The following is a 16,226-nucleotide window of genomic DNA, read 5'->3' as shown; positions in this document are numbered from 1 at the left end:
GTTGCGTGCGCACTAGGCTGGATGTGGGTGGAGTGAGTCTGTGGGAGCGTCCGGTGCAGTTCTCATGCAGGTACTGTGTCCACGTGAGAACCTGGGGCGCGTCAGTGCCCCCGGTGGGCGACCCGGTGCCTCGGCCCGGCGGCGGGCCCCGACCAGCTCCAACAGCCCTACCGCGGGGACGGACGTAGGCGGGCGGGCCCCGGCCTGGGCCAGCTCCCGGTGCTCTCCTCCTGCCAGCTCCCGGTGCATGACCCGGTGCCACTTGTTGGCGGGCAGGCCGGGGTGGAGCAGGGCCATACCGGTGGCGTACTTGGAGACCCGGGTCGGCCGGTACCCCGCCGCCCACAGGAGCCGGTCGGCGGGGGAGGGCGTGACGGGGTTCTTCGTCTCGACGACGGCGTAGCCGCACGCCTGGTAGGTCTCCCCCGCCTCACCGGTGGCGGCGCTGGGGTGCGACCAGGTCAGGGTGGTGTCAATGGTGACGCGGGCGCCGTCGGCGGGCAGGTGGAGGGTGGTGCGCTCGTAGGTGGTAGACAGCGCGGGCATGAGGGTGTCGGCGACCTCGTCGGCCCGGGCCTGCGGGCAGGCGCCCGAGGTGGCCAGGCACTCGGCGACAAAGCGCCGCCCCGGCTCGGTGAGGAGGTCCGTACGGTCGTACTCGGTACGCGACTTCAAGGTGGTGTGTCGCCCGCCCCGGGTCTTGACCTCCAGGAAGGTGAGGTCGGAGTCCAGGTAGGAGCGGGTGCGTACCTTGAACCGACGCCGTCGCCCGCGGGCTGCGAGGTAGTAGGAGTCCAGGTCGGGGGTGTCGAAGTAGGTCGAGGCGTAGGCGAAGGAACGACGCCGGCCGATCTGGAGGACCTGGGCGTCCCCCAGGGCGTGGACCAGGTCCTGGGCCGCGTGGACAGGCAGGAGGTACTTGCGGTCCACCCGGGTCAGGAGGCTGGCGGCGGCGTTGAGCTCGGCCAGGGTGACGGCGGCCAGGCTGTCAGTGCTTATGGTGGTCATGTGCGTCCTGCCTCCTATGGGGCTGGTGGGGGCCGGCGGGGTGACCGTGGGGTGGCGGGGTGACCCTGGCCTGCGGGGTGACCGTGGGCTGGCGGGAGCCAGTGGGGCGGCCCTGGGCCAGGGGGCTAGCCCGGGGCTAGCGGGGCGACCCTGGGCTGGTGGGGTGACCCTGGGTTGGTAGGAGCCAGTGGGGCGGCCCTGGGCCGGCAGAGCAAAACCTGGGTCAGCGGGTGGCGCCGGTGAGGGCGGTGGCGCGGGCGGCGGGGTCCGTTCCGCTCCCGCCGAGCCGCTGTCCCCCGGCGGTGCGGGCGGCAGACGTACGCGGCACCAGGTAGCTGACGTCCACGAGGGTGGTGTCGTTGACCAGGTCGAGGCGCTGGACCTCGACGGAGCGCACCCGGCCACCCAGGAGGGACTCCAGGTGGGCGGTCAGCGCGGTCTCGTCGGTGACGGCGCGGTCGAGCACAATGACCTGGCGACGATTGCGCCGGGCCAGCCGGGGGTGGTCCCCGACCCACAGCGCGGCCACCACCAGGGCCATGAGCGGGGCGATGAGGCTCAGGGGGGCGGTCTGGATGCCGCCCATGAGGCCCAGGGCGAGGGCGGCGAAGAAGTAGGCGATCTCGCCCTGGGATATCTCGGCAGAGCGCAGGCGGATGATTGACAGCACGCCGAACAGGCCCAGTCCCAGGCCCGCCGCAATGGAGGCGGTGGACATGAGGAGGGTGACGGCCAGGACGCCCACGTTAATGCCCAGGTAGGCGGCTATGAGGTCCTTGCGTCCATGGCGTCGGGCGTAGAGGGCGCCGACCAGGACGGCCAGGGCGGTCAGGTCGGCAAGGATGTAGGTGAGTGACGTCACGGTCATGAGCTCCTCCTGCTCCGGGTCTGCGGGCGACGCCGTCGCGTCGTCGGGGTTGGCCGTAAGTCAACGCAGGAGGTCTATGGGGAGCCTGTGAGGCCCGTGTCCCCAGGGTATGAGATCAGCGGCCCCGGTCCGGCCCGGCGCAGTCGGCGCCCGCGTCCCCGTGGCTACGAGCAGGTCAGGCCGCTGCTGGCCCTCCCTCCAGGCCCCCGCCCATGCCCTTGTGGCTATGAGCCGCGTGAGCGGGGATGCCTCTTGGTGGCGGCAATTCCCGCGTGGCCACGTTCCCTACGAGCCGCGTGAGCGGGGATGCCTCGACGTGGGGCCCCTCACCTCCTCACCCGTGGTCCCCATGGCTATGAGATTGACGGCCTCACCCACGCCCACCATCCTCTAGCTAAGCCGTCACCATTCTCACATATAAGTAGTGGTGTTTCAATAGTTTTTAATAGTTAAAGCTGGCCCTACACTGTCATTACCATTTACTCAGCATTTTGCATTGTCAACCTTTGTCGCCGTTCTTGAGAGTGATTTCAATCACTTTCTGCTTGTGCGCCGAGGCCCCGACACCTCCTTCACGTCGCTGCTCCCTCGCAGACCGAGGGGCCACCCTCTCCCCTCTGTCCACAGCTGTGGACAAAAGCTGGGGACAGGCTGGGGAAAAGTTATCCACAGGCTTGTCCCCAGGTGGGGAGAAACGGCGGGAGAACGGTCTTTCCCCCACCGGGGCGGCCGTCCCCGGACTCCACACCCTCCCCTCCGCAGTTGTCCACCCCCTGTGGCCCCACGGTTTCAGGGGGTACCCACAGGCCTCATAGGACAGGTGTCAGGAGCACGGGAAGGCCCTGACCGCTCAGTGGGGCGCGCTGACCCGTCCCCTTGGCATCCCACGCCCTCGCACATCCCCCACACCTGTGGACAGGGCTGTGGAAACACATCCGTGTAATTTTCCACAGGTCTGTCCCCAGGTGGGGAGAAAAGGGCCAGGCTGCTGTGGATCCCTCTCCCCAGCACTGAATCCACACAATCCACAGCCCCGCCTCCGCCGTCGTCCTCATGCTGTGGACAGCCGCCTCTCAAGCCGGATCCGCACCCCTCGAACCCGACACGACATGACCTCGGTCACACCAAGGCCGCCTACAGCTAGACCCAGGCACCGGCTCCAAGCAATGTCACCGGCGTCTAGCCACCTCATCGTGACCTTCTGTCCACGTTTAAGGAACTGTCCCGGTCTCCAGCTGGTTGCGGACAGCCCAGGAGGACCCGTCCGCCACGGCCACAGGGCCCTGGTGGCCGCCCCAAAACCCGCCGCCACATCCACAGCCCGTCCGCGGCCCTGGTGGGTAAGTGCCTGGATCGTCCGCCCAAGTCGGGACCCCGTCCGCGATCCTGAGGCCGCAGGACCTGCCGCCCAGCCCGGACCCCCTGGTCGACCTGAGCGCGCTCGTCGTGCGTATGCACACCCTCCTGGCTAACCCGGCCCTGGGCTCCGCCGTCCCCTACCCGGCCCTGGAGCTCCTCGCCCGCCCCCAGTCCGAGCGCGTCTACCGCGAGAAGGTCGTGGCGCCCCTGCGGAACGGGGAAATCGACGCCGTCTCCCGGGCCGGCACCGGGGTCTGGCAGGGGACCGACAAGCGCCCGATGGACCTGAGAAGGTGGCTGAGAATCGGCACCGGGGTCTGGTGGGGCCCGACGCCGTCACGAGCGCGGACATGATGATCGGCACGGGCCTGTACCGGCTCGTCTACCTCGGGACGACGCCGAGCCTTGAAAAGGTCTTCACAGTGGCCGAGGCCGTGGCGGGCCACCCCTGCCACGACCCACCTCGCAGTGAGGACAAGGGCTCGGGGCCGCACCCGGGCACGTGTGAGCGGCATGACGAGCACATAATGCGTGATGCATGTCATACTCAACGGCATGACCAATCCTCTTCAGTCAGAGCCCGGACCCCAGGGCAGGCACGTGCAGACCCCTCAGCCGGACCAGCTACCAGCGGCTCAGCCACCGCCAGCTCCTCAGCCGGACCAGCTACCAGCGGCTCAGCCACCGCCAGCTCCTCAGCCGGACCAGCTACCAGCGGCTCCTCACCTGGACCAGCCACCACCAGCGCCATTGCCCCGGCAGTACGCGCGAGCCGTCCCCACCGAGGAACAAGGGATCCCGGCGGCTCGCCAGCCTTCTCCCGGACCCGGCGCGGCCCCTGCTGAGGAGCAGGAGAACCCGCCCCCGCACGAGCTGGCCAGTCCGGGCGCACCCCCTTCTCCGGGCGCAGCCTCTCCAGGCACGCCACCTTCTCCGGATGCACCCCCTTCTCCGGGCGCAGCCTCCTCTCCGGATGCACCCCCCTCCCAGGGATCGCCTGACAGCGGGAGCCACCCGAGCGGTGACACCGTCAGCCACGAACCCACCACGACCACCGGGCGGCACCTGGAACCAGTCGCTACCACCCAGATCCTCCCCGTCGTCGCCAGCGGCCCGGTACGCCCCGCCCTGCCGGGCGGCAGGGAGCCAGCCGCCACCACCCAGATCCTCCCCGTGGTCACAGCCGCCCCCACGCGCAGGAGACGGCGGGCCAGCTCCGGGACCACTGGCTCGGGAACCACTGGCTCTAGGACCGCCCGCTCCGGGACCGCCAGCCCCCTCGACGGGACTGCCGTCCCCACGCGCAGGGGACGGATGACCCTGGTGGTAAGCCTGCTCGTGGCCGCGCTCGTCCTGGTGGCCGGGACTGCCGCCGTCACCGCCATGCTCCTGGGCGGCGGCACGACCGCCACCTCCGCCAGCTCACCCACTCCCGACCAGCCCTCACCCACACCCACGGGGAACAGGCAGCAGTGGTCGCAGGCCTGGCTAAAAGGCACCGAACAGGCTTGGACCCTGGAGCCTCCGGGCACCAGCACCACGAGCACGATCGTGAGGCTCACGGACGACAAACTCATCCGCACCACGAGGCAGAAGGAGAAGGGCTCAGTTCTGGTCACCGTCTTCAGGCTGGGTCAGGGCAAGCCCGAGCAGCTCTGGGAGGAGAAGATCACGTCCACCGCTCCCGGCACGACCATCTGGAACGGGAAGATCATCATCGGGAACAATGTCATAGACATCAATTCCCGCGAACGCAGCACAGCATTGTGGGGCGCGGAGGCGGACACCTACGCGGCGACCGGCGTCGGCGTCACGGCATGCTCAGGGACGTCGTGCGCCCTGTGGACGTCACTGACCGAGAAGAAGTGGGAGGCCACCATCCCCGTGTCCAAGCAAGCCTACATCAACACCGGCTCCAGGGTGGGGAGGTACGTCCTGGCCGGCGGGCGCGCAGATAAGGATCCGAACTTCAGCGTGAACATCGACACCGGCGAGGTCAAGAAGATGGAAGGGAGCCAGTCCCAGAACTCCCCACACGCCCTGGTAGACGGCTGGGTCCTCTATGACAAGAACGGGAACATCAGTATCTACAAATCCGACGGCACGACCAGGGAGAAGTTCACGACGGACACCTCCAGGAACTTCACCACCTACCCCTGGTCACCCAACCGCTTCACCATCGACCAGACCCTGGCGTGGCTCAAGAACGGAGACACCTCCTGGGCCCCTGGCACGTACTCCGTTTCCACAACCGACCCCACCTGCCAGTCCATCACGGTAGCCGGCAAGGACATCAACCTCGGCAAGGACAACAAGATAACAAAGAAGGATGACGGGAAGTGCTCCGCAGAGTTTGCCACCCACGCCTTCCAGCTCTCAGAAAAAGGGCAGATCTCAAGCTACCTCAACTACGAGGGCGACAAGAAGTTCCTCCTCCTCATCGACATGACCACGGGAGAGTCGTCAAAGCCCCTCACCCTGGGCGGACGCAAGACGCAGTACGTGGTCAAGGACAACCTGCTCATTGCCTACGAGGAGTCGGGAAAGATTACCGCCTACCGTCCGCGGTAGTACGGCGGCCCCCGCTCAGGGAGCCGTCATCACCAGCGCCGGGGACAGCCGTCAGCCTCGCCAGCCCCCCTCTTCCCAGGCCCGGGGACAAGTGGCATCCCAGCCAACGCCCGCACGCAGGTGACGGACGGTCACGAGGCCCAGGCCCACAGCGCGGACCCGCCCAGCGCCCGCACGCAGACGACAGAAGAAGAGAGTCCTCCTCTGCCACACGACCTGCCCCAGACAAATCGGTCCACGATTAGATTCCATTCCGTTCGCGCTACAATGGACCCCAATGGCACGGTCTGCCTCTGTCTGTTGCGTGTGTCCTGTGCGGGACAGGTGGGGGTGTGTGGCACGGCGCCCGCGCTCGACAATGGACCCGTGCCGGAGTGGACCTAGTGAGGGGAGGGGGCGCACGTGTGGGTGCTCGCGGGGTTGAGGCCAGCCGCGCTTGTGGTCTTGGTCACCATCAGTGTGGTGCGGGACACCCCTCTCGACCGCCACTTTTCCGCATGGTCTCGTCCAAAGCCGGCGCCGGATCGGCCTCTGGGGCCGTCGGTGGCGAGTGGCGTCATACCAACGAAAGGTGGTAGAAATGGGGTGCTCCGGCCACCTGCCGGAAGGGCCCCGCAGGGCCGGTGGCGATCCAGCCCCTGGAAACGTTGCAACCACGCGCCTCCCAGGAGCAGGGTCAGGGAGCACCCCGCACCGCTAGGTGCATTGAGACTTCATACCGACCTTCAGGTCGTCCAGGGTCAACGCGTTGTCAGGGAGTACCCCGCACCGCTAGGTGCATTGAGACACATCATCGAAGGAGATGATATCCTTACGCTCTCGCGCGTCAGGGAGCACCCCGCACCGCTAGGTGCATTGAGACCACCTCCTTCCCGCCGAAGTATCGGCAGAGATTGTCAGGGAGCACCCCGCACCGCTATAGCGCGAATAGGACAGGGACTGGTTGTGGGCTTGTGCTGTCCGCGCTATAGGTCGTGCTGTGTGCCGGACCCTCTCCCGCGTGCAAGGTGTCTTGTGTTCCTGTGGGTCAGCCGCATCCGTGTTGGTGCGGCCAGGGGGCCGGGTCCACCTACCTCGGGCTGCTGGTCCGGGGAGGCCTGTACCGGCGTGACGGGACACCCCTTTAAGGTGGGTGGTGGGCTGTTTTGCTGTCTGGTCTGGTGTCTGGGCGGGGCCGTCGCCATAATCCCTGTGCCCCGCACTGCCTCCGTCACCGCCTCGGGCCCGGCGGGCTACGGTCCCTATGCCCCGCGCCACCTCGCTCCTGGTCCTGTCCTGAGGTGGGGGTGGGTGGGTTGTGCGCGGTCCTGGCGGTGGTGGGCGGACGGTCAGTTCTGTCGCAATCTGAGGATCAGAGCCGGGTCCACCCCGTTCCTACTTTTGTGCGCTCAATGTCCACGCAGGTCAGGAGTCCGAGCCCCGAGGCGACCGGAAGTGGCCCTCGTTCTGATCCTCAGAATGCGACACACCCACGGAACCAGGACGACAGACAGGCGGCAACCTATCCGGCACACCGCATAAGACCACCCGGACCCGCCCGGACCCACGCCAGGAGACGAGGAACCCCCAGCGTACCGGGCCCGCACCCGGACAAGCGCGGCAGACACCCCACCACCCGGACCCACGCCAGGAGAGACAAAGGCAGGTCGGCACCGTCGCCACGTCCGGCACCTACACCAGACCCGCACCAGGAGACGAGGGACCCCCGCCCCGCCTACGGGCAACCGCCGTACAGCCCGGACGGAGCAGGACCCGGTCACGGACCCGCCCCGCAGCCGGTCTTGTCTGTGCCGCGCCGGGGTACGGTGACCGACGTCCCCCACCGGGCAGGCCCGGCACCCCCGCCAGCCCAGTGACAGGCCGGGGGCCGCTGACCCGGCGACCTCCGCAGGGCCGGACCGGGGGCCGCGGACAGATCACCAGCTGGCCCGGACGGCGGAGTTGCACATTCTTTCTACAAACCGCGATCAGTAAATGGCAGAATCGCGCGGATCCGCCAGACGGCCCGGGCCCGGGAACCAGGATGAATGTGCAACGCGGACGTCGTTGCACATTCATCCTGTTCCCGGACGTCCCCCGAGGGCGGGAAACCGTTGGAACCACGCCACCACCCCTGCCAGCACCCCAGAAAGAATGTGCAACACCACCCCACTCCCTGACGAGGCACACCACCAGCAGCCACCGCTCTGGCCAGCCACTGTCGTACTCGGCAGGGCCCCGCCCCAGCACCACCAGCAGACACCCCGCCCACCACAACCAGGCCCCGCCCCGCCCGCGCTGTACGGCACACAGCGGAACATTTTGTGCAGAGGGTAACCGATTGCGCACAAAGTGACCTAGATTCGTCACTTTCTGCACAAAACGTTACCCTACGCACAAAACGTTACCTTGTGCACAAAATGTCATCCTGTACACAAAACGTCCCCACACACCACTCCCACCCACACAACCAGGAACCCCGACCCCCACAGACAGAACCCGCACCACCCACACCTCTCTCAGGAACCTCAGACCAACCCCACAGAACTCATACACAACCAGATCCCCCACCCCACCCACACCACAAACACCACCCCCACGAACAAGTACCGTTCTCACGACAAACAAGTACCGTTCTCACGAGCAATAAGTACCGTTCTCACGACTGGGCGCGGGCACATGACGGGATGCCGGCCGAGGTAGCCGGGCACGCGGGCCGGGGTGCGAAGAGCGATCAAACGGTGCGTGCACCTAGACGTGACCTGTGCCATGCTCTGCCGCATGAGCAGTCCCGAGCAGCCCCAGCCGGGCCCCCGACAGCCCCAGCACCCCAGGGCGGACCGGGAAGGAGCGGACCAGGGAGGATCCGCACCGACCAGTTCCGCCACCTCCCAGTACGGCCTGTCCCCGCAGCCCCAGTCCGACCAGCCGACGCCGTCAACCCCGGCCGGGCAGTACGGTCACGTACCAGCTACCCAGCCAGCCCAGCCCGGAGGCGCCACCGAGTACGGACGCACCGCCCCAGGAACCCAGGCCGCCGCTCAGGCCGCCACCCAGGCCGAGCACCCCGACCAGGCCGGGGAACCAGCCACCGAGTACGGACGCACCCCCCAGTACGGACGCACCGCCCCAGGAACCCAGGCCGGAGGCCCGCACGCCCAGTCCGTCCCCACCGGCACGGCACCCGGGCTGGTTACCAGCGCCGAACCGGCCGCTGCCAGCTCGGTGCCGTACAGCCCGTACAACCCGCAGAATGCACGGGAGGCCGCCAGGGCACGGTACGGCCCGGACGCGCCCGACACCCCCTACAACCCGTACAGCCCGCAGAGCACCCCTGCCGGGGCCGCGTACTCACCGGGTGGCCCTGGCGCTCCCTACGGGACACCGGCACCCGCCTTGGGCGCCTCGGCCCCCGCCGGCTACCCCCAGGCCGCTCCCGGCACCCCACCGGCCCCCGCACGCAGGCGACGGACGGCCCTCATTATCACCCTGGTGGTGACTGTACTCGTCCTGGTGGCCGGGACCGCCACCGTCACCCTGCTCCTGGGCGGGAAGAGCAGCACCACCGACAACACCAGGTGGTCCACCGCCTGGCTGAACGGATTCGAGCAGGCCTGGACGCTGGAGGCCCCCGGCGACAAACCGAGCGACACATTCGTGCATATTCTGGACGACCACCGCTTCATACGGCTTACCCGGAAGGACGGGACGACCACGGCCACTATGTTCCGTCTGGGGCAGGGGACGCCCGAGCAGCTCTGGGAGGAGACGGTCCGCTCCTCGGCCTTCGGTGGCTCCATCTGGAAGGGGAAGCTCATTATCGGTAACACGGTCATCGACCTGGACTCGCACGAGCGCACCACTGCTCCGTGGGACGCGAAAGTAACCACCAACGGGAACGAGGAGAACGGTCTCGCGGTCTGCACGGACACGTCGTGCTCCCTGTGGAGCTCACTGACTGACAAGAAGTGGGAAAGCAGGCTCCCCCAGTCGGGACGGACGACTATCTACACCAAGGAGAGGGTCGGCAGCTACGTGATCGCCGCTAATTACGAAGGGGACGACACCTACTACGTCGTCAACCTCGACAACGGAAAGATAAGAAAGCTGGAGGACAACACGTTCGACCCCATTCTTCAATCCCTGGAGGACGGGTGGGTCACCTACGGCATCGACGGTCACGTCGTCATCTACGAACCCGACGGCACCGTTAAGGAGCGGTTCACAGCAGACAACGACAGGCGGTCTACCGTCTACCCCTGGACACCTAACCGTCTCACCGTCGCCCAGGCACGGGCCTGGCTCAAGGACGGGGACACCTCCTGGGCGCAGAGCACCTTCTCCGCGTCCACCACCGACACCACCTGCCATTCCATTACGGTAGCTGGCAGGGACATTAACCTCGGCAAGAGGAACCCGTTCTCCAAGAAGGATGTCGAGGGCTGTCAGGCAGGATCGCCGGTCCACGTCTTCTACCTCTCCGGGAGAGGCCAGGTCTCCAGCTACTACAGCTACGGCGACACCACGTCGACCCTCACCATCATTGACATGACCACCGGGGCCTCGCAATCGATGACCCTGAAGAGTAGCGACGACAACTACACCGTCAAGAACAACCTCATGATCGTCTACAGCGACTCAGGCAGGCTCACCGCCTACCGTCCCAGGTAGACGCCGCCCGCTTAAGTCACCGGCGGGCTACCCACCGGCCGGGCGAACTACCCACCGGCCCGGGAGCCCACTGTCCGCCTTCGGCTCCCGGGCAGCCCCCGGCCCCACGTGCGTACCGGACAGGGCACCCGGGTTGCCAGCGGGGCTGGCGTACCAGCCCTCGACCCCACGTGCGCGCCGGGTCGCCCTCCAGCCAGGTGGCCAGCTCGTCGCGGTCCCGGCCCCACGTGCGCATCGGGTGGACTGAGCTGCTGGAGGACATTGCGGCGCAGCGTCCACCCGGCCCGCGTGCGCACCGGGTGGACGCCAGCTGGCTACGTGACGCGCCACTCAGAAGATAAGCGCTTATGCGTGATCTGTACCATACTCTACTCTATGACCAATCCCCTGCATCCCCAGCCATCCTCCCCGCACCCTGATCAGTCCCCCGCAACCCAACCAGGCCAGAACGAGCCACCAGCGTCATTAGCCCCACCGACGTCGCCCTCCACCGGGGCCTACGGACGGGTCCCGCAGGCCGCGCGCCCTGCCCACCAGCCCCAGACCCCTCCGACCGGGCAGGGCGCACCTGCTGGCACACCGTACGGGCGTCTCGGCGCGGCCTCCCCGTACGGCCCGTACGGGCTCGCGCCCGGTGGCGGGCCGCGTGCCGACGACGGGCGCTACGCCCACCCCACCCAGCCAACCGGCCAGTACAGCCCCTACCCACCTGCCACCGGACAGTACGCAGCACCACAGGCAAGCCCCTCACTGTCCGACGCCTCAGGGCCTGCTCCTACACGCAGGAAGCGGGCGGCCCTCATTGTCACCTTGGTGGTGGCCGCACTCGTCCTGGTGGCCGGGACCGCCACCGTCACCACCCTGCTCCTGAGTGACGACAAGGACGGGCCCACGAGCGCCGACGGCGCCTCCGGCTCCCCTGCCCCCAGCCAATCCCCGACCGCCCCCGCGCAGGACGGCAACAGGTGGTCCAGTACCTGGGGGAACGGCGTCAAGCAGGTGTGGACCCTGGACGCCCCGAGCAGCGGCAGCAGGAACGTGACAATAGGTATTAACGACGACAAGCTCGTGCGCTTCGTAAAGAAGGGCGACGACTTCACGACCGTCACCGTCTTCCGCATGGGGCAGGGGACACCCGCGCAGCTCTGGGAGGACACGGTCCAGACGGGTCCCAACACCATAGTCTGGCAGGGCAAGATCGTTACCGGGAACACCGTGATCGACATTGAGTCGCGCGGGCGCTCTACGGCGTCGTGGGACGCGCAGTCCACGATCTTGGGGTGGGGAGGTGGCATCTTCACCTGCGCAGGCACGCACTGCGAGATGTGGACCTCCCTGACCGAGAAGAAGTGGGAGACCACCATGAAGGTAGCCAAGCAGGCCTTCATAACCCCGATGAGCCGCGTGGGGAGCTACGTCATCGGCGGCGGGTTCGACACGGACGACACCTACTACGCCATCAATACCGACACCGGTGAGTCCAAGCCCATTAACCAGTCCGGCCTCATGCACTTTCCCACGGAGCTGTCGGACGGGTGGCTGGTCCACGACGAAGGAGATGCTACTAACGACAACGACGACACGATCAGTCTCTACGATCCCGACGGCACCCCCAAGGAGACGTTCCCGCTCAGCACCGGGCACGCCGCCTACCCCTGGTCGCCCGTCCCCCTCACCGTCGACCAGGCACGGGCCTGGCTCAAGGACGGGGACACCTCCTGGGCTCCGAGCACCTTCTCCGCGTCCACCACCGACACCACCTGCCAGTCCATTACGGTAGCCGGCAAGGACGTTCGCATCGGGCTCTACAACCAGCTCGTGGAGGACAAGGACGGCAGGTGCGTCCCCGAAGCCTCCGTCAACGCCCTGGTGCTCTCAGGATCAGGGCCTGTTATCGCGCGCTACATGTACGCCGGCACCAACACCTTCTCCTTGCGCATTATAGACATGACCACCGGCGCGTCCCCGGATCCCGTCCCCCTGGGAGGCAAGGAGTCGGGGTACCTCCTCAACAGCGCTGGCGACCTGCTGGTCACCTACGACGACGTCGGGAAGATGACCGCGTACCAACCGGCGTAGAGGACCGGCCCGCCGCCTTGAAGACGCGGTAGGGACCGCGCTGCCGGCCTCGGGCCCCAGCCTTTCGCCGGGGCCCGAGCACAGTGGAGCTAACGGGACTCGAACCCGTAACCCCCTGCTTGCAAAGCAGGTGCGCTACCAATTGCGCCATAGCCCCTGACTGAGCGTCTCAGAGCTCCTCGTCCACCGGGTCCGTGACCTCGGCCCAGGCCGCCCGCTCCTGACGGGCCGCCTCGTAGCGGAGCCAGAGCGCGTAGGCGGCAGCCCCCAGGGACGAGAAAACCGCGGCCTTCAGAAGCGTTCTGCCTGTCATGAACTCTCCTCGTACCGCGGGCGGTGGACGGTGGGCCTAGCTGGACTCGAACCAGCGACCTCATCCTTATCAGGGATGCGCTCTAACCAACTGAGCTATAGGCCCGTGCGACCGGGCAAGGTTAACCCACCCGGCCCGCCCGGATCAAACCGGATCAGTCGTCCGCCAGTGTGAGATGAATCCCTCCCACGAGCCTGACGGTGATGTTGTACAGGAAGGCCCCGATCGTGGACAGGGCGGTAGTCAGGATGATGTTGACCACCGCGATGATGATCGACATGGAGAAGGTCCGGGAGAACTGGAGGTACTGGACCAGGGCGGTGAAGGAGTTGGAGTTGGAGTCCATGACCGAACTCACAAGGTCCTGGATCGTGGCGAAGACCTGCATGGAGTCCAGGAGGAACCATATGAAGGAGGCCGCCACGACGGTCATGATGCCCATGGCCACGCTGAGCAGGAAGGATACCTTCATGACGGACCAGGGGTCGATGTGGGTCAGGGAGAGGTGGACGCGCCGAGGGCCGCTGACGGTCGCCTCAGACGGGGGGGTGGAGCTCATGCCAGGTCCTTACTGTCGTTCTCACTCAACGTTACCGCAGTCAGGCGGTCTCATCCGTGCTCGACGCCGAGGTGTCGGCAGGGACGACGATCTCACTGTCCGTGCCGGGCGCGCCCGCGGCCTCGGCGCCGTCAGAGCCGCGAGGAGCAGCTTCACGCGCGGCACCACCAGGAGCGGCACCCGCCTCCGGAGCGGCACCGGCCTCCGGAGCAACACCGGCCTCACGCACGGCACCCGCCGTGCCGGCCTCGGCGACGTCGTCCGGGACGTCCTCACCGTCGAGGTCGCGCTCGGCGTTGCGGGCCACCGCGAGGATGCGGTCGCCGTCGTCGGGCTTGGCGAAGGTGACCCCCTGGGTGGCGCGCCCGGTGCGGGAGACCTCCGCGACGGCGGAGCGCACCACCTTGCCGGAGGCCATAATGCACAGGACCTCGTCGTTGGGGGCGGTCACCAGCGCCCCCACCAGGTCCCCGCGCTCCTGAACGAGGTTGGCGACCTTGACCCCCAGCCCGCCGCGCCCCTTGGTGGGGTACTCCGCCACCGAGGTGCGCTTGGCGTAGCCGCCCTCGGTGACCACGAACAGGTCGGCCTCCTGCCAGCCGGGGTCGATGACGCCCATGGCCAGGAGGCTGTCGCCGTCCCGGAAGCGCATGCCGGTCACGCCGCTGGTGGCGCGCCCGGTGGGCCGCAGGGTCTCGTCGTCGGCGTGGAAGCGCAGGGACTGGCCGTGCCGGGAGACCAGGAGCAGGTCCTGGCCGGCGCACAGCAGGGAGGCGGAGACCAGCTCGTCGCTGACCCCGTCGCCGTTCTCACGCAGGTTAATGGCGATGACGCCCCCGGAGCGGTTGGAGTCGTACTCGCTCAGGCGGGTCTTCTTCACCAGGCCCCGGCGGGTGGCCAGGACCAGGTAGTCCGCCTGGGAGTAGTCCGCCAGCTCCATGACCTGGGCGATCTCCTCGCCGGGCTGGAAGGCCAGGAGGTTGGCCACGTGCTGGCCCTTGGAGTCGCGCCCTCCCTCGGGCAGCTCGTAGGCCTTGGCCCGGTAGACCCGGCCCAGGTTGGTGAAGAACAGCATCCAGTGGTGCGTGGTGGTGGTGAAGAAGTGGGAGACGACGTCGTCCTCACGCAGGGCCGCGCCCTTGACCCCCTTACCGCCCCGGTGCTGGGAGCGGTAGGCGTCGGTGCGGGTGCGCTTGGCGTAGCCCGAGCGGGTGATGGTGACCACGATCTCCTCCTCGGGGATGAGGTCCTCCATGCTCATCTCCCCGTCGAAGGGCACGATCCGGGTGCGTCGCTCGTCGCCGTACTTCTCCACGATCTCGGCCAGCTCGTCCGCGACGATGCCGCGCTGGCGCTCCGGTGAGGCGATGATCTCGCGCAGGTCGGCCACGCGCTCGCGCAGCTCGGCCGCCTCGGTCTGGATCTTGAGCCGCTCCAGGGCGGCCAGGCGGCGCAGCTGGAGGGAGAGGATGGCCTCGGCCTGGACCTCGTCCACGCCCAGCAGCCCCATGAGCCCGCTGCGCGCCTCCTCGGTGGTGGGGGAGCGGCGGATGAGGGCGATGACGGCGTCCAGGGCGTCAATGGCCGCCAGCAGCCCCTCCAGGATGTGCAGGCGCTCCAGGGCGCGGCGCAGGCGGTACCTGCTGCGCCGCACAATGACGTCCATCTGGTGGTCTACCCAGTGGCGCACGAAGCCGTCCAGGCTCAGGGTGCGCGGGACGCCGTCGACCAGGGCCAGCATATTGGCGGGGAAGTTGTCCTGGAGCTGGGTGCGCTTGTAGAGGTTGTTGAGCACCACCTTGGCCACGGCGTCGCGCTTGAGGACAATGACCAGGCGCTGGCCGGCGCGCCCGGAGGTCTCGTCGCGGATGTCGGCGACGCCGGTGACCTGCCCGTCACGCACCAGCTGGGCGATCTTCTCGGCCAGGTTGTCCGGGTTGACCTGGTAGGGCAGCTCGGTGACCACCAGGCACTGGCGGCCCTGGATCTCCTCGATGGACACCACCGCGCGCTGGGTGATGGAGCCGCGTCCGGTGCGGTAGGCGTCCTCGATGCCGCGCCGCCCCAGGATGGTGGCCCCGGTGGGGAAGTCCGGGCCCTGGACGCGGGCGATGAGGGCCGTCAGGAGCTCCTCGCGGGACGCCTGGGGGTGCTCCAGGAACCACTGGACGCCGCTGGCCACCTCCCGCAGGTTGTGCGGGGGGATACGGGTGGCCATACCCACCGCGATGCCCTCGGAGCCGTTGCACAGCAGGTTGGGGAAGCGGGCCGGCAGGATGGCGGGCTCCATGTCCCGCCCGTCGTAGTTGGGCGCGAAGTCCACCGTCTCCTCGTCGATGTCGCGCACCATCTCCATGGCCAGGGGGGCCATCTTGGCCTCGGTGTAGCGGGGCGCGGCCGGGCCGAGGTTGCCGGGGGTGCCGAAGTTGCCCTGCCCGGCCACCAGCGGGTAGCGCAGGGACCAGGGCTGGACCAGGCGGGCCAGGGCGTCGTAGATGGCGCCGTCACCGTGGGGGTGGTACTTGCCCATGACGTCGCCCACAATGCGTGAGCACTTGGAGAAGGACGCCGTGGGGCGGTAGCCGCCGTCGAACATCCCGTACAGGATGCGGCGGTGGACCGGCTTGAGGCCGTCGCGCACGTCCGGCAGGGCGCGCCCCACGATGACGCTCATGGCGTAGTCGAGGTAGGAGCGCTGCATCTCCGTCTGGAGGTCGACCGGCTGGACGCGGTCGTGGGGGACGCCTGCGGGGGCGCTGGTGGTGGGGGCGGTCTCTTCGCTCACGGGTTTCCTTCAGGTCGGGTCCGACGACGTCGGG

Annotated in this window: 8 protein-coding genes, 2 tRNA genes, 1 pseudogene and 1 CRISPR repeat array; of the genes and pseudogenes, 4 read left to right on the top strand and 7 right to left on the bottom strand. The window is 67.9% G+C overall.

From position 1 onward, the window contains the following. Positions 1-12: 12 nt before the first annotated feature. Positions 13-1,008: a polyphosphate polymerase domain-containing protein gene (locus JJJ15_RS07050; RefSeq protein WP_200510275.1), complete on the bottom strand. Its 996-nt coding sequence runs from the start codon at positions 1,006-1,008 to the stop codon at positions 13-15. 307 nt (positions 1,009-1,315) lie between these two features. After that, a pseudogene (locus JJJ15_RS07045) lies at positions 1,316-1,876 on the bottom strand (DUF4956 domain-containing protein); the annotation flags it as partial. Positions 1,877-3,220: 1,344 nt separating this feature from the next. Between JJJ15_RS07045 and JJJ15_RS07040 the strand changes: the two are divergent. The 4 genes from JJJ15_RS07040 to JJJ15_RS07025 all read left to right on the top strand — a co-directional run bounded on the left by JJJ15_RS07040 (position 3,221) and on the right by JJJ15_RS07025 (position 12,535). Then, complete coding sequence (locus JJJ15_RS07040; RefSeq protein WP_200510273.1) at positions 3,221-3,589, top strand: hypothetical protein; 369 nt, start codon at positions 3,221-3,223, stop codon at positions 3,587-3,589. A gap of 960 nt (positions 3,590-4,549) precedes the next feature. Further along, the gene (locus JJJ15_RS07035) at positions 4,550-5,806 is read left to right on the top strand and encodes a hypothetical protein (protein WP_200510272.1); all 1,257 of its coding nucleotides are present in this window, start codon (positions 4,550-4,552) and stop codon (positions 5,804-5,806) included. Between the two features lie 675 nt (positions 5,807-6,481). Continuing rightward, positions 6,482-6,738: direct repeats of the CRISPR family, unit length 37 nt; unit sequence GTCAGGGAGCACCCCGCACCGCTAGGTGCATTGAGAC. Positions 6,739-8,566: 1,828 nt separating this feature from the next. Beyond that, a complete protein-coding gene (locus JJJ15_RS07030) occupies positions 8,567-10,456 on the top strand; it encodes a hypothetical protein (RefSeq protein ID WP_200510271.1) in 1,890 nt (629 codons plus the stop codon). Positions 10,457-11,269: 813 nt separating this feature from the next. Further along, positions 11,270-12,535: a hypothetical protein gene (locus JJJ15_RS07025; RefSeq protein WP_200510270.1), complete on the top strand. Its 1,266-nt coding sequence runs from the start codon at positions 11,270-11,272 to the stop codon at positions 12,533-12,535. Positions 12,536-12,619: 84 nt separating this feature from the next. Here JJJ15_RS07025 and JJJ15_RS07020 read toward each other — a convergent pair. The 5 genes from JJJ15_RS07020 to gyrA all read right to left on the bottom strand — a co-directional run bounded on the left by JJJ15_RS07020 (position 12,620) and on the right by gyrA (position 16,192). Continuing rightward, positions 12,620-12,692 (bottom strand) — tRNA-Ala (locus JJJ15_RS07020). Between the two features lie 12 nt (positions 12,693-12,704). Next, the gene (locus tag JJJ15_RS07015; protein ID WP_165271629.1) at positions 12,705-12,848 is read right to left on the bottom strand and encodes a DLW-39 family protein; all 144 of its coding nucleotides are present in this window, start codon (positions 12,846-12,848) and stop codon (positions 12,705-12,707) included. A 31-nt stretch (positions 12,849-12,879) separates the two neighbouring features. Continuing rightward, positions 12,880-12,953 (bottom strand) — tRNA-Ile (locus JJJ15_RS07010). 49 nt (positions 12,954-13,002) lie between these two features. Further along, positions 13,003-13,407: a DUF3566 domain-containing protein gene (locus JJJ15_RS07005; RefSeq protein WP_106110050.1), complete on the bottom strand. Its 405-nt coding sequence runs from the start codon at positions 13,405-13,407 to the stop codon at positions 13,003-13,005. 40 nt (positions 13,408-13,447) lie between these two features. After that, positions 13,448-16,192 (bottom strand): DNA gyrase subunit A, encoded by a 2,745-nt coding sequence (gene gyrA, locus JJJ15_RS07000; RefSeq protein ID WP_246741952.1) that lies wholly within the window; start codon positions 16,190-16,192, stop codon positions 13,448-13,450. Positions 16,193-16,226 lie beyond the last annotated feature (34 nt).

The sequence above is a fragment of the Actinomyces sp. HMT897 genome (assembly GCF_016626125.1).
Classification (GTDB): Bacteria; Actinomycetota; Actinomycetes; order Actinomycetales; family Actinomycetaceae; genus Actinomyces.
This window is presented reverse-complemented; position numbering and strand designations above follow the sequence as displayed.